This is a genomic window from Sphingomonas faeni (assembly GCF_030817315.1).
In the GTDB taxonomy this organism is placed as follows: domain Bacteria; phylum Pseudomonadota; class Alphaproteobacteria; order Sphingomonadales; family Sphingomonadaceae; genus Sphingomonas; species Sphingomonas faeni_C.
Window position 1 is genome coordinate 3,270,176 of the sequence record NZ_JAUSZF010000001.1, and the last position, 19,870, is coordinate 3,290,045.

At 65.0% G+C, this 19,870-nt stretch carries 14 protein-coding genes and 1 pseudogene; 10 read left to right on the forward strand and 5 right to left on the reverse strand.

Annotated elements, in window-relative coordinates; genetic code table 11:
* Positions 1-103 precede the first annotated feature (103 nt).
* The 4 genes from QFZ54_RS15280 to QFZ54_RS15295 form a co-directional block, all read right to left on the reverse strand.
* Positions 104-1,015 carry a DUF4861 family protein gene (locus tag QFZ54_RS15280; protein WP_307088482.1) on the reverse strand — a complete coding sequence of 304 codons (912 nt, stop codon included), beginning with the start codon at positions 1,013-1,015 and terminating at the stop codon, positions 104-106.
* Positions 1,016-1,154: 139 nt separating this feature from the next.
* Positions 1,155-1,901, reverse strand: a complete 747-nt coding sequence (gene kduD / locus QFZ54_RS15285; protein ID WP_307089497.1) for a 2-dehydro-3-deoxy-D-gluconate 5-dehydrogenase KduD — start codon at positions 1,899-1,901, stop codon at positions 1,155-1,157.
* Positions 1,901-2,743, reverse strand: a complete 843-nt coding sequence (gene kduI, locus QFZ54_RS15290) for a 5-dehydro-4-deoxy-D-glucuronate isomerase (protein ID WP_307088484.1) — start codon at positions 2,741-2,743, stop codon at positions 1,901-1,903. The genes kduD and kduI overlap by 1 nt, the downstream gene beginning before the upstream one ends.
* 101 nt (positions 2,744-2,844) lie before the next feature.
* Positions 2,845-3,906 carry a LacI family DNA-binding transcriptional regulator gene (locus tag QFZ54_RS15295; protein ID WP_307089500.1) on the reverse strand — a complete coding sequence of 354 codons (1,062 nt, stop codon included), beginning with the start codon at positions 3,904-3,906 and terminating at the stop codon, positions 2,845-2,847.
* 433 nt (positions 3,907-4,339) lie between these two features.
* On the opposite strand from QFZ54_RS15295, the pseudogene QFZ54_RS15300 reads away from it, so the two are divergent.
* From QFZ54_RS15300 to QFZ54_RS15345, 10 genes and pseudogenes are all read left to right on the forward strand, one after another.
* Positions 4,340-5,256, forward strand: a pseudogene (locus tag QFZ54_RS15300) (glycoside hydrolase family 3 protein); the annotation flags it as partial.
* Positions 5,257-5,436: 180 nt separating this feature from the next.
* Positions 5,437-6,633, forward strand: coding sequence for a glycoside hydrolase family 3 C-terminal domain-containing protein (locus tag QFZ54_RS15305; protein ID WP_307089501.1), 1,197 nt, complete (start codon positions 5,437-5,439; stop codon positions 6,631-6,633).
* Positions 6,624-7,778: a glycoside hydrolase family 88/105 protein gene (locus QFZ54_RS15310; protein ID WP_307088485.1), complete on the forward strand. Its 1,155-nt coding sequence runs from the start codon at positions 6,624-6,626 to the stop codon at positions 7,776-7,778. The genes QFZ54_RS15305 and QFZ54_RS15310 overlap by 10 nt, the downstream gene beginning before the upstream one ends.
* Entirely contained in the window at positions 7,775-9,655 is a 1,881-nt protein-coding gene (locus QFZ54_RS15315) for a hypothetical protein (protein ID WP_307088487.1), read from the forward strand. The genes QFZ54_RS15310 and QFZ54_RS15315 overlap by 4 nt, the downstream gene beginning before the upstream one ends.
* A 97-nt stretch (positions 9,656-9,752) precedes the next feature.
* Entirely contained in the window at positions 9,753-12,848 is a 3,096-nt protein-coding gene (locus tag QFZ54_RS15320) for a TonB-dependent receptor (protein WP_307088489.1), read from the forward strand.
* Complete coding sequence (locus tag QFZ54_RS15325) at positions 12,848-14,116, forward strand: alginate lyase family protein (protein ID WP_307089503.1); 1,269 nt, start codon at positions 12,848-12,850, stop codon at positions 14,114-14,116. Before QFZ54_RS15320 ends, QFZ54_RS15325 begins: the two co-directional genes overlap by 1 nt.
* Positions 14,117-14,176: 60 nt before the next feature.
* Positions 14,177-15,370 (forward strand): alginate lyase family protein, encoded by a 1,194-nt coding sequence (locus QFZ54_RS15330; RefSeq protein WP_307088491.1) that lies wholly within the window; start codon positions 14,177-14,179, stop codon positions 15,368-15,370.
* Positions 15,371-15,469: 99 nt separating this feature from the next.
* Positions 15,470-16,300, forward strand: coding sequence for a 2-keto-4-pentenoate hydratase (locus QFZ54_RS15335; RefSeq protein ID WP_307088493.1), 831 nt, complete (start codon positions 15,470-15,472; stop codon positions 16,298-16,300).
* Positions 16,297-17,574, forward strand: coding sequence for an MFS transporter (locus QFZ54_RS15340; protein ID WP_307088495.1), 1,278 nt, complete (start codon positions 16,297-16,299; stop codon positions 17,572-17,574). Before QFZ54_RS15335 ends, QFZ54_RS15340 begins: the two co-directional genes overlap by 4 nt.
* 288 nt (positions 17,575-17,862) lie before the next feature.
* Entirely contained in the window at positions 17,863-18,612 is a 750-nt protein-coding gene (locus QFZ54_RS15345; RefSeq protein ID WP_307088498.1) for a polysaccharide lyase family 7 protein, read from the forward strand.
* A gap of 436 nt (positions 18,613-19,048) precedes the next feature.
* Here the strand turns inward: QFZ54_RS15345 and QFZ54_RS15350 are convergent, their stop codons facing one another.
* Complete coding sequence (locus QFZ54_RS15350) at positions 19,049-19,420, reverse strand: response regulator transcription factor (RefSeq protein ID WP_307088499.1); 372 nt, start codon at positions 19,418-19,420, stop codon at positions 19,049-19,051.
* Between the last annotated feature and the right edge of the window lie 450 nt (positions 19,421-19,870).

Consider the following 19,870-nt stretch of genomic DNA (forward strand, 5'->3'; position numbering starts at 1 on the left):
CGCCCGGGTTACCCGGGTCGTGTCCCTCGCAGGTTGGCGAAGGTAACGGGTGGATCATCCTCCTTCCCCAAAGGATGTCAATGGTTGTAATACAACTTCTGATCTAGGGGCGGAAGTCCGTCTTCGCAGCTCGGACCATCGCCAGCCAGTCCTGTTGGGAGTGGACGTCCAGACCGCGATCCCACGCTGCGCCCATGTAGTAGACGAACGGTTTGCCGGGACTTGCGCGGAGCAGTACGAGATAGTTGTCCGCGTCGGCCGTCACGTCGACGATCGCCGTGGGATCGACCAGCAGGGCGACGCCCATCGTCCCCTTCGTCGGATTGGTAGGCCCCCACCAGGTCAGGCGTCCGGCGGCCCGGTCCACGGTGAAGGTGCCGCGCTTCGTCTCGTCGGTCGGGTGCTTCGAGATCCCGATGCCGACGACGAGGTCGCCCGGCTTGTCGGACTTGAGCGTCGAGACCATTCGCGTGAAGTTCGTGCCGGCTGGAAGCGTGAAGCGGCGCGTCTCCCATACGTTTCGCACCACGTCCACGGGCCAGCGATCGTAATCGACGCTAAAGGAAGCCGTAACGGGACCGTCATCGATTATCCGGTACCTGGCGTAGTTCCGGGAGACCCAGAGCTTGTTGTCGTACCAGATGCCCAGGCCGCCAGCGCCGCGGAAGCTGTGGACGTTGTAGAAGTCGACCCCTTCGCCGTGGTCGGAGTGCTGGTCGCCGGTCCGAAGCTGGCGGTCCATGAATGGCCACCGGACGTTCTTCCCCCACGCGTCGATCCCCGAACTCGAGGGCGGTTCGGCCTTTTCGAGCGGTCGGCCATAGATCCGATGGGCAGTCCGATCGTTCTCCCACAGGATGTCGCCGTATCGATAGGGAGCGAAGACCACTGCCGCTCGCCTCGTCCGGTCGAGAACCGGCGCAAGCGTACCTCGCTTCTCCGATTTCTCATCGCGCGCGAGGACGGCGACGGGAAGCAGGGACAGGGCGAGGGCGAATGCCTGTTTGAATTGCATGCTTGTCTCTCCTTTAGCGCCGGACATCGAAGTCGGCTGCCGAACCGGGGCACCCGATTGGCTCGGGGGGATCCGTCGACCGGAACGGATCGCGGAGGGTTGGGCATGACCAGCGCAAGCCGCGCGGGACGCCAAGCCATCAGCGGGCCAGCCAGCCGCCGTCGACGGCGAGGATATGTCCTTGGACATAGTTCGCAGCCGCCGAGGACAGGAATACGGCGGCGCCACCGAGGTCAGACGCATCGCCCCATTTGCCCGTTGGAATCCGGTCCATGATCGACTTGTTGCGCACTTCGTCGGCCTGCAACGCAGCGGTATTGTTGGTCGCGATGTATCCCGGCGCGATCGCGTTGACGTTGACACCCTTCGCGGCCCACTCGTTCGCCAGAAGCTTGGTGAGGCCACCGATGCCGGACTTCGACGCCGTGTAGCTCGGCACACGGATGCCGCCTTGGAACGTGAGCATCGAGGCGATGTTGACGATCTTGCCCGATCCCTGTCCGATCATGTGTCGCCCCGCCGCCTGGCAGAGAAAGAACACGGACTTGAGATTGGTGTCCACCACGGCATCCCAGTCCTGCTCGGTGAAGTCGACAGCGTCGGCGCGGCGGATGATGCCGGCGTTGTTAATCAGGATATCGAGTCCGCCGAGTTTTCCGACGGTCTCGTCGACGACCCGCTGGACCGGCTCGATCGTCGAGAGGTCGGCTGACACGACCTCCGCCCTTCGGCCGAGCGCGCGGACCTTCTCCACCGTCTCCACCGCCGGCGTGCGACCGACCGCGGCGATATCGGCACCGGCCTCCGCCAGCGCGAAGGCGATCGCCTGCCCAATGCCCGTGTTCGCCCCGGTCACGATGGCCACCTTGCCGGATAGGTCGAACATCATGCCAGCTGACAAATGTCGAGGACGTTCATGTCGGTATAATCCTGGTTCTCGCCGGCCATCGCCCAGATGAACGCGTACGCCTTGGTCCCCGAGCCCATGTGGATCGACCAGGGTGGGCTGATCACCGCTTCCTCGTTCGCCATGACGATGTGGCGGGTCGCCTCGCCTTCGCCCATGTAGTGAAACACGCGGTCCTTCTCGAGATCGTCGAGCTCGAAATAGAAATAGATCTCGCTGCGACGCTCATGGATGTGCGGCGGCATCGTGTTCCAGACCGAGCCCGGCTTCAGCACCGTAAGCCCCATGACGAGCTGCGCGCTGTCGCAGATACCAGGGATGACCATCTGATAGATCGTCCGCTCGTTCGACTCCTCGAGGCTGCCGCGCTCCAGCGTGGTCGCATCGCCGACCGAGATCACGCGCGTCGTGAACGCCTTGTGCGCCGGGCACGACGCCAGATAGAAGCGTGCGCCGTCGCCGGAGAACTGCACGTCCTTCGCGCCCATCGTCACGTACAGGCAGTCCTTGTTGCCGAGCGCGAACGTCTCGCCATCGACCGTCACGGTGCCGCCGACCTTGCCGACGTTGACGACCGCGAGCTCGCGACGTTCGAGGAACGGGTGACCCGCCGCCGATGCCGGCTCGGTCTGGTCGGGCAGCTTGACGCTACCGCTGGCGACCGCGACGCCGCCGATCACGAAGCGTTCGGCATGCGTGTAGTTCAGCACGCACTCGCCGTCGCGGAACAGGTCCTGGATCAAATAGCGGTCGCGCAGCTCGTCGTTGGAGACGCACTCCATCATGTCAGGGTGCGTGGCGTAGTAGGTGCGTTCGTACATGAAAGGCTCCGATGATCTGCCGCGGGGCGGCGGGAATGGGACGTCGTCCTCGCGTAGCCGACCCGCAGGACGACTTGCGGACCGGACCTGCAGGATCGCGATCAAGACATGGCGGGAGGTCCGACGGAGGCGCGCATGACGAGTTCCGACGGCAGGACTGAGGGCTGAGTCACCCCGTCCATCCGCGGTTCGCTGCCAGCGAGAAGCTTCCTCGCTGCGGAACGGCCCATCGCCTGTATGGGCCATCGCACCGTGGTGAGCGGGGGCCACACGTGCGCCGCGGTCGACGTGTCGTCGAATCCAACTATGGACAGATCTCGCGGCACCGTGAGGTTCCGCTGACGCGCAGCATGGAGCGCGCCGGCCGCCATCTCGTCGTTGCAGGCCAAAATGGCTGTGGGCGGCGGCATCTGGTCCAGCAGCCGACTTGCCGCCGCGATCCCCGAATCGAACCGGTAGTCGCCTCGGACGGTCATACCGGGCGGGAGCGTCACCCCCGCTTCCGCCAACGCTGCGAGAAAGCCAACGCGGCGCTCCGCCGCCGAGCGGAAGCCGTGCGGACCTGCGATGAGCCCTATGCGCCGATGGCCGAGCCCGATCAGGTGGCGCGTAGCCTCCGCGACCGCCTCGGCATCGTTCGAGGATACCGAGTGCGCGTCATCGTCGAGAGGGGCCGATCCCATCCGCACGTAGCGGCAACCCAGTTCCGCGCAGTGTTGGGCCAGTTCGTCGTTCTCCGAGATGGGCGGTAGGAGCATCACGCCATAGAGCCGCTGCCGATCGAGAAACCGCCGGACGTCGTCCATCATTCCGGGCGATCCCCGGTCGACCGGGCGGATCACCAAGGCGAAGTCCGTTTCCCGGATCGCCTCCAGTATGCCCTGCTGCACCCCCAGAATCATCTGCGAGTTCGGATTGTCGTGGATGAGACCGATGAGAGAATTGCGGCCCGTTGCCAAACTCCGAGCCTGCAGATTCGGAACGTATCCAAGTTCGGCGATGACGAGTTCGATCCGCTTGCGCGTCTCGATCCTGAGTTGCGGCGAGTCGTTGATGACCCGGCTGACGGTCTTCTTCGATACGCCGGCAAGACGCGCGACATCGCTGATCGTCGGGTTGGCAGCCGCAAGCGCGGCGCTCGTCCTTGCGTCCGCGAGCCTCACCGGCCGCTCGGTGCTCACCAGCTCCAAAGCAACCCGCCCTCCAGCCGGTTCACACGCAGATATGCTGTGGGCTCGACCGGTAACGTCACGAAATTGCGGTCGTGAGACGTCGGGATCCCCCATAAACTTGCGATCTCCGACAATTCACCTTCTCCCCGGACGCCCTAGTTGTGTGACAACCTTATTGACATCCCCCTAGAAAGGAAAGAGGTATGCCACCGGTGTCAAGGCAATGGCCTGATCGAAGGAGAAGGATTTGAGGGGCAGTTTCGTCGCCACCGCTGCATGCGCCATGACGTGCGCGGCCGCCGTCGCGATGGCGACTCCCGGCGCTGACGAAGTTGGGCGCGTACATGCCGAACTCTGGCCGGAAACGACTCTCCGGCAGTCGGAAGCGGCGATAGAGATGCGTGTCGCGCTTATGCTCGAACGAATGTCACTGGAGCAGAAGGTCGGGCAGACCATTCAGGGCGACATCGCGAGCACGACCCCGGAAGACGTCGCGACGTATCATCTGGGATCGATCCTGAATGGGGGAAGCTCGTCGCCGGGAGGTGACGAGTTCGGCCCCGCATCGAGTTGGCTCGCCGCGGCCGACGCCTACTATGCCGCGTCCATGCGGCCGAACGGCAAACTGCCGCGCATACCGGTCATGTGGGGCAGCGACGCCGTGCACGGTCACAACAACATCGTCGGCGCCACCCTCTTTCCCCACAACATCGGTCTCGGCGCTGCGCGGGACCCCGCGCTGATCGAACGGATCGGCGCGGCCACCGCCCAGGAGTTGCGCGTCACCGGGCTCGACTGGACATTCGCACCGACGATCGCCGTGGCCCGGGACGATCGCTGGGGCGGACGTACGAGAGCTTCTCGGAAGACCCGTCCGTCGTCGCCTCCTACGCCAAGAGCTACGTCACGGGACTTCAGGGCAGGCGCGGGGCGCGGGATTGGCTGCGCAACGGCCACGTCATCGCCACGGCAAAGCATTTCATCGCCGACGGAGGGACCGCCGGCGGGCGCGACCGAGGGGATGCTGATGCCGATGAGGCGTCTCTCATCCGTATCCACGCGCCGGCCTACGTGGCCGCGATCAACGCCGGCGTCCAATCGGTGATGGCCAGCTTCTCGAGCTGGCGCGGCACGAAGATGCACGGCAGCCACGACCTTCTGACCGGCGTGCTGAAGCGGCACTGGGGGTTCGACGGGTTCGTAGTCGGCGACTGGGACGGACATGCGAAAGTCGCGGGTTGCACAGCGGTGAAGTGCCCCCAATCCATGAGCGCGGGGCTCGACATGTTCATGGCCCCGACGGGCTGGAAGGCACTCTTCAATTCCACGCTGGACGCCGCGCGCTCAGGAGCGATTCCGATGACGCGTCTCGACGACGCCGTCCGTCGCATCCTTCGCGTCAAGATGCGGGCAGGCCTCTTCGAAGCGGGTGCGCCATCCTCGCGCCCGCTGGCAGGCCATTACGAACTTCTCGGCGGCGCCGCGCACCGCGCGCTGGCGCGAGAAGCGGTCGCCAAGTCCATGGTCCTGCTGAAGGATACCGGGGTTCTGCCGATCCGGCGCGGCGGACGGGTGCTGGTCACAGGCGATGGCGCGGACAGCGTAGCGAAGCAGTCGGGCGGCTGGACGCTGACATGGCAGGGTACCGGCACCCACCCGGAGCACTTCCCCCACGCCCAATCGATCTTCGCGGGCATCCGCGAAGTAGCGCGTTACGGGGGCGGTGACGCCGAACTGTCTCGAACGGGCGAATACGCCATCAAACCGGACGTCGCGATCGTCGTGTTCGGTGAAGACCCCTATGCGGAGTTCCAGGGGGATCGTGCCGACCTGTTGTTCGACGACGCGCACGGCGCTCTCGCGACGATGCGCCGCCTCAAGTCCGAGGGCGTGCCCGTCGTAGCGGTGTTCCTCTCCGGAAGGCCGCTATGGGTGAACCGGCACCTCAACGCCGCAGATGCCTTCGTGGCCGGCTGGCTGCCCGGATCGGAGGGCGGCGGCATCGCGGACGTCCTTTACGGCCGCCGTATGCTCACCGGTCGACTTTCCTTCTCCTGGCCGGCGCAGGCCGGCGGGGCGCCGCTCAATTCCGGCGACACCGGCTATGCACCACTATTTCCCTTCGGCTTCGGGCTGAAGCCGGGTCGGCATGCCTGGAAGGTTCTTTCCGAGCGATCAGGCGTGGACGAGAGTCCGCCCGTGGCGGTCGGTCCGCTCTTTGCAGACGGCCGCGCGACTGGCGGACGCCTCCTGCAGATCGACGGCGCGAACGACAGCCCGCAGACCGTGACCGGCTCGGGGAACAACGGTTCCGTCGCGGTGCGGCCAGTTGATCGCGAGCGGCAGGAGGACGCCAGGGAGATCGTCTGGAGCGGCAGATCACGGGGGACGCTCCTGGTAGCAAACCTACGGCCCCAGGACCTTGGACCACAGTCGCCGACCGTCACGTTGACTCTTCGAGTAGACCGAGCTCCGACTGCTCCGACGTCCTTGGAAATGCGGTGCGGGCAGGGCTGCGTCGGCAAGCGCGACGTCACCGCGGCGCTGACGCGGCTTGCCGGGCGCGGCTGGACGACCTTCTCCATGCCTCTCTCGTGCTTGATCGGGGCTGATCTGCACAAGGCCACAGCGCCGTTCGCGATGACGACCAGCGGCGAGATGCGTCTGTCCATCTCCTCGATATCACTCCAGCCCAGCCAAGGCGAACCATGCTCCTGAACGTGCTCCTATCCGCCGCCTTCGTCATGACGGTCCCAGCGACGCCCTCGCCGCAGATGCCCGATCCTGCCGCCATCCTGAAGTCGACCGAGCGGGTGGCGACGTGGCAGCTCGATCACAAAGATACGTTCGAGCACATGCCGGCGGCGTCGCGCAGCGTACGCGATCCCCGGGACTGGCAGCAGGCGACCTTCTGGGTCGCGCTGACGGAACTGGCGGATCGGTCCCGCGATCCCGCGTATGCCCGGGCGATCGTCGAACTGGGACGCGCTCAGCGCTGGCGGCTCGGCGACAAGCCCTTCCACGCCGACGACCAGCTGATCGCGCAGGCTTGGATCTGGGCGGCGGCGCATGGCGCCGGGGGCGGCGCGCTCGTTCCGACGAAGGCCTATTTCGACGCGGTCCTTGCCAACCGGCCGGTCGGCGAGTTGGAGTTCCGCCCTAATCCGAGCGGACGCGGCGATCCGGTCTGCACGCAGCGGTGGTGCTGGGCCGACGCCCTGTTCATGGCGCCGCCGACGCTGTTGCGGTTCTCCCGCGTAACCGGGGACCGACGGTACGCCCGGTTCGCACACGAGGAGTTCCGCGCGACCACCGACTACCTCTACGACCGTAGGGAACGCCTGTTCTTCCGTGACAGCCGCTTCTTCGAGCGGCGCGATGCGAAGGGTCACAAGCTCTTCTGGAGCCGCGGGAACGGATGGGTCATGGCGGGTCTCGTCCGCATAATAGGCGAACTTCCGGAAACCGATCCGCAAAGAGCGTACTACGTCGGCCTGTTCCGTGACATGGCCTCGCGGATCGTCGGACTGCAGAAGCCCGACGGATACTGGGCACCTTCGCTGCTCGACAACGGGGCGGACACGCCGCCCGAGACGAGCGGCACCGCGTTCTTCACCTACGCGTTCGCCTGGGGTGTCGACGTCGGAATCCTCGACGCCAAGACCTACAGGCAGGCGGCGATCCGCGGCTGGGGCGCGCTCGAACGCAGCGTCCAGCGTGACGGCATGCTGGGCTGGGTGCAGCAGGTCAGCGACCGACCCGACAGCGTCGCGGCGTCCGACACCCAGTTCTACGGCGCCGGCGCCTACATTCTCGCAGGAACGGCCCTATACGATCTTTCCAGGCATGGAGCCGCAAGATGACCCTACGCAACCTCCGCGTCGCACTCGTTCTTCCGCTGCTCGCTTCCGCCGCACCCGAGCCAGGCGCCGTGGCGTCGGACTGGACCTGGCGCCCGCACGGACCGATGTACGCCACGGCCCCCGCGATGCACGATACGGTCGAGCGACGGCTGATGCCGCAGATGGAGCGGCTGCTGACCCAATTGCTTCGCGACAAGCGGAGCATGAAGCTGGGCGGCGTCGAGGTCTTCAAGAGCGGCGACAAGTTCCTGCCGGGCAAGATCGCGGCGGCCATGTCGTACCGGGTGCTGGACCTGCCCAAAGGCGACCCTCGCCTTCCTCAGCGTCTCAAGGACTTCGCGACGATCGCGGACCTCACCGTCGGCGACCCGAACGACACGTGGGGCATCTACTACTACGTGTCGGCGCTGTACCGTCTGAAGCAGGCTGGACTGCTGGAGGACGCGGTGTCGCCTGCGACGCTCGCGCTCGTCAAGGCGAGACTGGACTGGCACAGGTTCGTCAGGTCCGACCTCTCGTTGGTCGACCTTCCCAACAACTACTACGGGGTGGCGTTCTCTATAGCACGACTCCGCTTCCTGATGGGCTGGGAGGACGAGAAGGGAAGCGAAAGGCTGCTCGAGCGCACGCTCGACCACTATCGCCGCTACTCGGGCAAGTACGGCTTCGCGGACGAGACCGCAGGCAAGGGACGTTTCGACCGGTACAGCGTCCTTCTGATCGGCGAAATCGCGCAACGCCTGGTCGAGACCGGGATGGAGCCCACCCCGGAAGTGAAGGGGTGGCTGCGCCGTTCCGTCGACCTCATGCTGCCCCGGTTCAACATGCGGGGGGAGGGCTGGGAATACGGCCGCAGCATCGGCACGTACGGCGAGACCGCGTTCCTCGAGGTCCTCACCGCTGCGGCGCGGTTGAAGGTGCTGACGCCGACCGAGGAGCGGATGGCCTACGCGTTCTCCTCGCGGATCGCTGCCAGGTACATGGACTTCTGGGTCGATCCGGCCACCGGGTCTGTCGATCTGTGGGATCAGGGCCGGAGGACGGATGCGTACCGCGGAAAGCACCGCATATTCGGCGAGAACCTCAGTCTTGCGCGACAGTACATCTACACCGACGCGATCTGGAGCGATCTGGGGTACCGCGGACGCGCGCCCGACGCTGGCTACGAAAGCTGGCTCAAGACCCTTCCGAAGTCGACGACCACCTGGTTCGCCCGCGGTGACCACGACCGCGCGGTCGTGACCATCCGCGACGGGAGCACGGTGATCGGCCTGCCGATAATCAACGGAGCGGAAGGACAGCACATGCACAACCCGTACTTTCCGGTGCCGTTCTCTCCGGGCATGCTGCAGGGGTCGGCGGACGCCGACTATCCGCTCCTGCTGCCCCGGATCACCCTGACCGACGGCAGCGTGCTCATGCCGTTGGCCTGGTTCAAGGACGTGCGGGTGACGACGCGCGGGCCCGTGACCGAAGTGACGTGGCGGCAGGACGCCCTCGACAGGATGGGCGGGAATGACGCGATTGCGGACCCTCGTGCCACGATCGTCACGAAGTACCGCCTCGCCCCCGGGAGCATCACGCGCACCGACTCCCTCTCAGTGAAGGGTGCCACGAAGATCGCTAGAATCGACATGGCTTTCGCGAGCTTCTCCTCGGGTGCGGTCGCCCGATCCGCCGAGGCGGTCACCTTCGGCACGGGCGAGGTTAAGCGCATGGACACGCGAGGCTACGGCAAATGCGAGACCCGCGACGTGGCGAAACAGCCCTACCGATCCACGACCGGCGCCTTCCGATCGCTCGTCGAGTGCGGCGTCGTCATGGCGGTACCCAGCGCCTCCACGGACCTGAGCTGGGCGTTGTCATACAACTATTGACAGGCTGCTTTGTTGTGTTAGGTGAGTCGCATGACACCGGTAACAACCGGGCCACGCAACCTCGATGAGGTGCGGCGGAAACAGGGAGGAAGCTTGAATGAAGCAATCACGTATTCACCGGTGCGCCTACTCCGCGCTGCTGATGACGACCGCATGGTCGGTCCTCTCCAGTGCTGCCCTCGGAGCTGTCCAGAACGCGTCCGCGCAGGACCCGGCGGCGGCGCAGTCGTCGCCCGCCGGGAGCAGTGCGGCGTCCCCCTCCGTCCAGAGCAACCCCGTTCAGCCGGAGGGTGGTGCGCTCGACCCCACCCGCGCGCAGACGACGGATATCGCCAGCCCCGCAACGGACCCCATCGCGCAGGCGGCGGCCGAGGTCGGCGCAACGACCGGTGACATCGTCGTGACGGGCGCGCGGGCGACGCAGAGGACCTCGATCGAGTTGAAGCGGAATTCGAGCGTTGTCGTCGATGGGCTCGTCAGCGACGAGATCGGCTCCACGCCGGACAATTCCGTGGGCGACACCCTCGAGCGGCTCGCAGGCGTGTCGGCCGACCGCTTCAAGGGCAACGCCAACGAGATCTCCGTTCGGGGTCTCGGCCCCACGCTAAGCTTCGCGACCTTCAACGGACGCGAAGTCTCGACCGCGGGCGGCGACCGTTCCGTCGCATTCCAGCAGTTCCCGTCCGAACTCGTCAACGGCGTCCTCGTCTACAAGACCCAGCAGGCGGACTTCCTCGAAGGCGGCGTCGGCGGCATCATCGAACTTCGCTCGCTGAAGCCGCTCGACTACGGCAAGCGTCGCTTGCAGGCCGAGGTCCGAGCGGACTTCCAGCCGAAGTCCGACGACGTCTACCAGGATGACGGCCTCGGCTACCGTGCGAACATCTCGTACACCGACCAGTTCAAGACCGGCATCGGCGACATCGGCATCAGCATCGGCTACCAGCGGCAGGACACGACCGCGCCGGAGGACTACTACAACGCGAACGCCACGTTCCAGGCGTGCAACACCTCGGCGAACAACTCTTCCCTTATCACGGGAACGGCCGGTGCGCTGATCACGGCGGGGGCTGGCGCGAACTGCACGCTGGCGACCGGTCCGCGGTCGATCGCGCCTGCGACCGGGCAGACACCGGTCCTGGCGGGAGAGACTATAGGACCCGTATACTACGCTAACTCGTCGCGAAGCTTTCGGACGCAGCAGACCGCCGAGGTCCGCGACGCCGTCATCGGCGCCTTGCAGTGGCGGCCGTCCTCGACGTTCGAGGTCGCGATCGACGGACAGTTCTCAAACCGCGCAAGCTTGGAGAAGCGCAACGTCCTTGCGATCGCGGAGGGTCTGCGCGGCGTGAAGCCGTTGATCATCGGCGACGGAACGAACGGCTACTCGAAGGGCGCTTTGATCAGCTACAGCGGCAACTCGAACATCGAGGACCAGCTCGAGCGTCGGGAACGGACCGAGAAGTACTATGGTGGTGGCCTCAACCTGATATGGCGTCCGGACCGTTGGACCTTCTCCGTCGATGGATCCTATTCCGACTCCCAACGCACGGAGACGCAGCGGCAGACCAGAATGCGCTCGACGACACGCGTTCCCTACACCCTGACGTACGTCGGCGATAACATCGTGCCGGACGTGACCTTCGGAAACGGCTTCGACGTGACGGATCCCGCCAGCTTCCTCTCCGCGACCGCCACGTCGGTCTATGCCCGAAACCGGTTCGTCACCGACCGGCGCGACAAGATCTGGGCGGGTCGGGCGGACGTCTCACGCGACTTCGACGGTTTCTTCAATCAGATCAAGGTCGGCGGGCGCATCTCCAACCACCAGCGCACCAACGACAACGCCCGCAACAGCGATCTCGCGACGTTGGTCCCGATCAACGGGCAGACGCCGGCGCAGCTCATCACGGCCGCGAACCAGAACTGCAGGGCTCCGTTCACCACCCGCTCCTATTTCAGCGGCGAGACCAACCTGAACCAGTGGGCGACGTTCGACAACGAATGCCTCTTCCGGACATTCACCGGAAGCGATGACGCGCTGCCGTACCCGGCCGACGGCCGCGATCCGAGCGACATCGATGTCCGTGAGCGGATCTACGCAGCGTATGCGATGACCAGCTTCAAGTCCGATCTGGGGTCCATTCCGTTCAGCGGCAATCTCGGGCTCCGGTGGATCAAGACCGATATCGTTTCGAAGGGGTTCCGTCAGGCCTATCTGGTCACCGTCGATACCGGATCCGACAACTACACCGTCGCGGTGGATCCGACTGGCGCACTCACGTCGAACACGGCCAAGGGCAAGTACAACTACTTCCTGCCTAGTTCGAACCTCGCGTTCGAACTGTCGAACGAGCTCAAGCTCCGGCTGGCCGGATATCGAGCGATATCCCGCTCCGGAATCGAAAGCTTCGGTGCGGGCATCAACCTCAATCCGTCGACCGGCACGGGCGTTAACAACATCATCTTCAATTCGACTACCGGCAATCCCAACCTGAAGCCGCTGCGCGCGTGGAACGCCGACGTCTCGCTGGAGCTCTATGCCTCCAAGGATACGCTGCTGGCGGTCGCGGGCTACTACAAATGGGTAGAGGGGGCCGTGATTGGCGCCAACCAGTCGATCCCGACGCCCATCACGGTCACGACCATCACGAACGGTGGTCCACGCCAGACAGTCGATCTTACGATCAATCCGACAGCGCCCGCGAACGATCCGAAGACGCGCAACCTGTACGGCGTCGAAGTGCAGGGTAGCCACGCCTTCACCTGGCTGCCGTCGCCGCTTGACGGGTTCGGCATCCAAGCGTCCGCCAACCGCGCGTTTGCGAACTTCGAATATCCCGACACGTCCACGCTCGCGCCGTATCTGGACCCGGCCAACCTCATCGGTCTTTCGAAATGGACGGCGAGCGGTTCCGTCTACTACGAGAAGTACGGCTTCTCGATCCGTGCCTCGTACCGGTATCGGTCCGACTACTACAAACCGAACGGCGGGACGAACCGTTCGGTTCGCGGATCCGACTTCGTGAACCTGTCGGCCCAGTACAACCTGACCGACAGCGTGCAGCTGAAGGCGCAGGCCCTCAATCTGACGGGCACGAAGGACATCTTCTACAAGGGTGGTGGAGACAGCATTGCGGAAGTCTCCAACAGCGGGACCCAGTATTTCGTCGGCTTCAGGGTTCGCATGTGATGCGAATTGTCCGGACCGTTCTCCCCTCGGTTCTGGCGTCTATCGCCGCTGCGCTCTCGTGCGCGGCGGCGGCTTTTTCGCCGACGCCTCGGCCGTCCCGGCCGATCTGCAGCGGCGTGGAAGGCTACGCACCCGCGTTCGGCGGCCGTCGGACCTTCTTCCTGAAGCCCGACCAACTGATCGCGATCAAGGCGGTCCGGGATACCGACCCATCGGTATCCGCGGCCTACCGGCAACTGCTGAAGCAGGCCGACGCCGCGTTGCTCCGTCGTCCCGGCGCCGTCACCGACAAGACGACCCTTCCGCCGTCCGGGGACCGGCACGACTATCTGAGCATCGCCCCCTATTGGTGGCCGGATCCGACGAACCCGCAAGGCCCCTACGTCCGCCGCGACGGCGTGATCAACCCGGCGCGCGATACCAACAGCTATGATCGGACCGCGATCGGGCTCCTGAGCGGCGACGTCCGGGTGCTCGCCTTGGCCTACTACTACAGCGACGACATCCGATACGCGAAGAAGGCGGCGCTGTTGATCCGCACATGGTTTCTCGATCCGGCCACCGCGATGAACCCGAACGCCAACTTCGCCCAGGCGGTGCGCGGTCGGGAGGATGGAAGAGCCGAAGGCGTCCTCGATACGAGCGCGTTCCAGTCCGTCGTCGATGCCGTCGGCCTGCTCGCCCCGTCCAAGGCGATCACGACGGACGAGCAGAAGGCACTCGAACGATGGTTCGGTCGCTACGTCGACTGGATGCTCACCAGCCCCAACGGGCGGGCGGAGCAGGCGGCCAAGAACAACCACGGGATCTGGTTCGACAGCCAGATAACCCAGTATGCGTTGTTCGCCCGCCGCCCCGACGTGGCACGCAAGGTCGTCGATCAATTCGCCGCCCGTCGTATTTCAGCCCAGATGGACGTCGATGGACGCCTGCCGGCGGAAACCGCCAGGACGCGAAGCTTCCATTATTCGATCTACGCCCTGACGCCCGCGTACGACGTGGCGGAGATGGCCGCATGTCTCGGAAAGGACCTGTGGGGGTACAAGGACGCCGAAGGACGCGGTCTGCGGAAGGCGACCGACTACCTGGCGTCCTACCGCGGTCAGCTGGAGAAATGGCCCTACAAGGAGATCCGGCTCGAACCGAAGGAACTGGACGGGCTTCTTACGAGAGCTTCCTGGGCTTGGGGCCCTGAAAGCTATCCGCGCACCGTCGACGACTATCCGGCCGCGCTGGAATACCGGTCTCATGCCCCAATTGTCCGTTGATCCTTTGGATGATCGGAGCCAGCAGGGTTCGGCGATAGTTTCAAACCTCGCCGCCGAGCCATGATCGATCGCCGCTCGCTCATGATCGCGGCATCCGCGGCGTTGATCACGCCGATCTCGGCGTTCGCCGAACGACTGGATCTGCAACGCATCGAGCATGCGCGGGTGGTTCGCGCGGCCAGCGCCTACCTGCATGAGGCCCCCCGCACGCTCACCTCGATACCGGCGCTCCGCAGTCCGGGCGGCGTGCACGACTATTATTCCGAGGCGGACTATTGGTGGCCCGATCCCGCTAATCCGGGCGGCCCCTACGTGAGGCGGGACGGCTTCTCCAACCCTGCCAAGTTCGACGGGCACCGGAACGCGCTCATCGCATTCGGCGTCCGCATGCCGGCGCTTGCGACGGCGTGGCGGCTGACCGGCCAGGCGCGGTACGCGCGCGCCGCCGCGGAGCATCTGCGCGCGTGGTTCGTCGACCCCGAGACCCGGATGACGCCTGATCTGGCCCATGCGCAGGCGATCATCGGACGGGACACGGGCCGGGCCATCGGCATCATCGATACGCTTCAGATCGTCGAGGTGGCGCGGGCGGCGACGATGCTCGCGCAGATGCAGGCGCCGGGCTACGATGCACGGACGATCGCAGGCGTCGCCACCTGGTTCCGCGGTTATCTCTCGTGGCTCACGACGTCCCCTGCCGGCATCGAGGAACGTGATCAGAAGAACAATCACGGCACGTGCTGGTTGCTGCAGTGCGCCGCGTTCGCCACCCTGCTCGCCGACGCAGACACGCTCGCCGATCTGAGAACCCGTCTCCGGACGGTGATCGTTCCCGACCAGATCGCCGCCGGAGGGCGACAGCCGCGCGAATTGTCCCGCACGAAGCCATACAGCTACTCGCTCTTCAACCTCGATGTCCTCGCGGCCGCCTGCCAGATACTTTCACCGGCTTCGAGCACCCTGTGGACCGCCGCCGGACGGGGCGGTGGCTCGGTCGCCGACGCGATAGGCTTCATGGCGCCCTTCATCCGGGACAAGGGTCTCTGGCCTTATCCCCCCGACGTCGAGCATTTCGGCGCGCTGCCGGTGCGCCAACCCAGTCTGCTATTCGGCGGGCTCGCCCTAGACCGCGCTGATTGGATCGCGCTGTGGCGAACGCTCGAGCCCGATCCAACGGACCCGGAGATCGTGCGGAACTTCCCGGTTCGGCAACCCATCCTCTGGACGAGCGGCAGCGGATACCATGTCCGCTGAACTGCTCCAGCTCGGACTACATCCGCAAACGCCGTCGAAACCCGTGTCGGCCGCCGTGCCGCGCGCGGCGAACGCAACGTCATGATCAAGGAGAGTGCAGTGGAAGCGGAAGACGTCGCAGCTCGGCAAGAGCGCATCGCAGGCAGCTTCGTCGAGGCAAGACGGCAGGCGAGGGGCTTCGATGCGTATCCCGGCGAGGTGCCGACCTCGCTCGAGGACGCCTATCGGATCCAGGATCGCGCGATCGCCTTGCAGGGGCAGCCGATCGGGGGCTGGAAGCTGGGGCGCATCAACGCCCCCTTCGACAGCCAGTTCGGTGCCGACCGGCTTGCCGGGCCGATCTTCGCCTCCTCCATCGTCGAGGCGTTAGACGGCTCCATCGCGGCGATGCCCGTGATCGGCCAGGGCTTCGCCGCCGTGGAGGCCGAGTTCCTGCTGCGGTTGGGATCATCGCCGGATCCGGACAAGCGCGACTGGACGATGGAGGAGGCGAGAGAACTCGTCGATCGCGTCGCGATCGGTATCGAGATCGCGAGTTCGCCCCTGACCGCGATCAACGGGCTCGGGCCCGCGGTCACGGCTTCGGACTTCGGCAACAACCATGGCCTCCTCGTCGGTCCAGAACTGGCAAGCTGGCGCTCGATCGACCTCGACACGATCTCCGTGACTATGCTCGTGAACGGACAGGAGATCGGCTCGGCGACCACTGCGACCATGCTCGACGGGCCGTGGGGCGCAGTGCGGTTCCTCGCCTCGCTCGCCGCTTCGCGAAGGGTCCCCCTTTCGAAGGGGCAGTGGATTTCGACCGGCGCGGTCACCGGCGTCCATCAGGTGTCCGTCGGTGACAGCGTGGAGGCGACGTTCGGCCCTGATCGGCTGAGATGCCGGATCGTCGCGGCGACGTCGACGGACCGGGACCGTAGATCATGACCGACATCATCAGACCCGAGGACGCCGCCGCGCGCATGGGCCGGTACCGGTGGCTGATCTGCAGCCTTCTTTTCGCAGCGACTGCGATCAACTATGTCGACCGGCAGATGATCGGGGTCCTGAAGTCGACCATCTCGGCCGATCTCGGCTGGTCCGAGACGACCTATGCGGACGTCATATTCTGGTTTCAGGCGGCCTACGCGGTTGGATACCTCAGCTTCGGCCGGATCGTCGACGTCGCCGGTGCCCGCATCGGCTATTCGATCGCCTTCGTGATCTGGACCGTGGGCCATACGCTGTGCGGGTTCGTGAACACGGCGACGCAGTTCTCGATCGCGCGTGCCATCCTGGGTGTCGGCGAAAGCGGCAACTTCCCTTCCGGTATCAAGGCGGTGTCGGAATGGTTTCCGGCCCGGGAGCGCGCGTTCGCCACGGGCGTGTTCAACGCCGGCGCGAACATCGGGGCGGTCGTGACGCCGCTCGTCGTTCCGGCGATCACCCTTGCCTATGGCTGGCGCATGGCCTTCATCGTCACGGGCGCCGCCAGTCTCATCTGGCTGGTCGCATGGATCGCCATCTATCGCCGTCCCCGCGAAGTGAAGACGCTTTCGCCCGCGGAATTGGCGCACATCGAAAGCGACCCCGTGCATCCCGTCGAGAAGATCGGCTGGGGGCGGTTGCTGCGTTACCGCGAGACATGGGCCTTCGCGCTCGGCAAGTTCCTGACCGATCCGATCTGGTGGCTCTTCCTGTTCTGGACTCCCGACTTCCTTCAGAAGAGGTACGGACTCGACCTGGTCAGCTTCGGTCCGCCGCTCGTCGTGATCTACCTGATCTCGGATTTCGGAAGCGTTGCGGGAGGCTGGACCTCGTCGACCTTGATGAAGCGCGGGATGACCGCGAACCGTGCCCGAAAGCTGACGATGCTGGCGTGCGCCATCGCGGTGATGCCGATCTTCTTCGTGCAGTACGTCGCCAGTCTGTGGGGCGCGGTCGCCATCCTGGGTCTAGCTACCGCGGCGCATCAGGCGTGGTCCGCTAACCTCTATACCATTCCATCGGACATGTTTCCCAAGGGGGCCGTGGGATCGGTCGTCGGCATCGGCGGAACCGCCGGCGCCATCGGCGGCATGTTGATGGCCAAGTTCGTCGGCTACATGCTGCAGACGACCGGAAGCTATGCCGTCATCTTCGCGGTCGCAGGCAGCGTGTACGTCATAGGGCTGCTGGTCATTCACCTGCTCTCGCCTCGGTTGGCCCATGTCCGCGTATGACTTGAGCCCAGTCCACAGGCTTCCCACCGCACATTCCGGGTGTTCCTGGTGTACGGCGCAAACAACCCACACTCGCTGGACATGTTGTCATACAACTAATTGACTAGACGCACGGGGCATGGTCCACTGCCGGCGGCGTCAACGAACGCCGCCGAGTCGGGTCGAGCAGACGGAGCGCGGCATTCAACCGTCCGCCGCCCGGCCCACGAGAGGATGCCAACGCCGCATGCGTGCCGGAAGGCGGATCGGTCCGTCAGCGGCAGGTCACGGCCAACAGGAGGGAAAATCATGACGAGATCGACACACCGCATGGGCAGCTTCGCCTTGTTCCTGTCGGGCGCTGTTGTCGGAGTGCCGGCATTCGCGCAATGTTCGATACCGATCCCCACGTCGACGAGCACGTCTTCGTATGGAACGCTTCAGCTCCCGATCGACGCGAACGGCGATGGCAAGCCCGACACGGTTTCCGGCAGTCAGCTGTCAGGCTATTCGAGTCAGTACTTCGAGCGACAGACAGGGGCCAGGGTCGTGATGAGGGTTCCGACGAGCGGCTTGGCTACCACGCCGAACTCCAAGTATCCGCGATCGGAACTGAAGGAGAACCGCACTTGGAACGTGAACGACGGCTGCGCCGCCCAAGCTGCGCGCGTGAACATCTACGACCTTCCGGCAAGCGGGGACATCGTCATAGGTCAGATCCACCAGGAGGCGACGACACCGCGACCGCCGGTCGAACTGCATTATACGAACGGTACGATCCATGCGGACGTCATGAAGCAGAACACCACGGCGTCCGGCAGCCCGCGAACGCGCCTGACGATCGTCACCGGCATCCCCCTGAAGCAATGGTTCAGCTATTCCATAACGCTCGACAAGGGCGGCCTGCTGAAGGTCACCGTCAACGGCAGTTCCAAGACGACGTACCTCGACGCGAGCTTTGACAGCAGCAAGCTGTACTTCAAGGCGGGGAACTACACCCAGGACACCGGAGGAGGAAGCTCCGTCGGGTTTGAAGGCCTGAGCATACGACACAACTGAGGCCTTCGCTCCTTCGTCCCGCAGCCTATCGGCCCTGCGCAGGCTGGTCGCTCCCGTTCACGTCACACCGAGTGCCCCCGCCAGCTCCGGCGGCGGGGAGCCTTTTCCGACCAGTGCAGTGGCCCGCGGGATCCCGCCGGATGAGCGTCAGCCGCGCCTTGCTTGGAGCGTGAACGCTGCGATCGAACCGTCCTTGCAGACGGAGGCGGCATCCGCCTGGAAAGCCGCCCGCGATCGGGCGCGCCTCCATACTCACGCAAACACTTTCACCGCACCCGAATGGTTTCACGCCTCCCCGTTCGATGACCGACTGCCGGCCTGCAGAATGACGGAACCGCAGAATCGGTCCCGCTCGGGAAGCGGGATTCAGTAACTGATCAACGTAGTACGGACATCGACCGGACACCCCCGACATGACTGCTGGTCGTGATCGAGTTCAGCCATCGAGCGGACCAAATATCCGCTCCAGACACTCGACGAGGGCATCAGCCGTGCAAGGCTTCTCGAGGAAGCAGTGTGCGCCGTTCGCGAGTGCGCGGCTTCGCGTCTGTTCGGTGGCATAAGCCGTCACCAGGATGAATGGAATTTGGCTTCCCTGCGCGTTCAGCGTTTCCTGGAGTTCCAACCCGGTCATGCCGGGCATGTGGAGATCCGAGATTATGCAGCCGACCGCCTCCTGCGGCGCCTCGAGGAAATCCAAGGCGGAACGGAAGGGGGCGGACATCAGGCCGAGGGATCTGATCAGGCTGGCCGTCGCGGAGAGCAGTAGCTCGTCATCCTCGACGATAGCGACGAGCGGTACTTTCAAGTTCATCGATATCTCGCCTGACGTCGGATTGCCCGCCGGTTCTGTATCTAACCTATTCGCCACACGCGATACTATACCTTGGTTTGTATGCCGCGGGCCGCGTCGCGCCCGAGATCTCGACTTGAGGTACAACCGGCCGAGGCCTCACAGATGGCTGCTACGCAGGCCGCAGCGTCGGCATGACGTCGCTCGACCCGTCAGGGCCTCGTGTTGCGATAAGATCGCACGCAACAGGCCGATCCCGTCTCCCCGTACAGGGCGCCTCAAGGGGGTAAGCCGAATGGACCGGCATTCTCCGACCTTGGACCCTATTCGCTCGACCGCGTGAGATTGGCGTGGCGGTGGACTGATCGGTGGCGCAAGCGGCTGGCCGACGATGCCGGGACGATCATTCGACGGACCACTCGTCCTTGGGCCCACTCCAAACCTTCGTATGATTGTTAGCCGGCG

Excerpts from the sequence above, each read along its gene's own strand:
- QFZ54_RS15310 (WP_307088485.1), top strand. The coding sequence starts at position 6,624 with ATGCTCCTGAACGTGCTCCTATCCGCCGCCTTCGTCATGACGGTCCCA.
- kduI (WP_307088484.1), bottom strand. The coding sequence starts at position 2,743 with ATGTACGAACGCACCTACTACGCCACGCACCCTGACATGATGGAGTGC.
- QFZ54_RS15315 (WP_307088487.1), top strand. The coding sequence starts at position 7,775 with ATGACCCTACGCAACCTCCGCGTCGCACTCGTTCTTCCGCTGCTCGCT.
- kduD (WP_307089497.1), bottom strand. The coding sequence starts at position 1,901 with ATGTTCGACCTATCCGGCAAGGTGGCCATCGTGACCGGGGCGAACACG.
- QFZ54_RS15320 (WP_307088489.1), top strand. The coding sequence starts at position 9,753 with ATGAAGCAATCACGTATTCACCGGTGCGCCTACTCCGCGCTGCTGATG.
- QFZ54_RS15280 (WP_307088482.1), bottom strand. The coding sequence starts at position 1,015 with ATGCAATTCAAACAGGCATTCGCCCTCGCCCTGTCCCTGCTTCCCGTC.
- QFZ54_RS15345 (WP_307088498.1), top strand. The coding sequence starts at position 17,863 with ATGACGAGATCGACACACCGCATGGGCAGCTTCGCCTTGTTCCTGTCG.
- QFZ54_RS15330 (WP_307088491.1), top strand. The coding sequence starts at position 14,177 with ATGATCGATCGCCGCTCGCTCATGATCGCGGCATCCGCGGCGTTGATC.
- QFZ54_RS15305 (WP_307089501.1), top strand. The coding sequence starts at position 5,437 with ATGGTCCTGCTGAAGGATACCGGGGTTCTGCCGATCCGGCGCGGCGGA.
- QFZ54_RS15340 (WP_307088495.1), top strand. The coding sequence starts at position 16,297 with ATGACCGACATCATCAGACCCGAGGACGCCGCCGCGCGCATGGGCCGG.
- QFZ54_RS15325 (WP_307089503.1), top strand. The coding sequence starts at position 12,848 with ATGCGAATTGTCCGGACCGTTCTCCCCTCGGTTCTGGCGTCTATCGCC.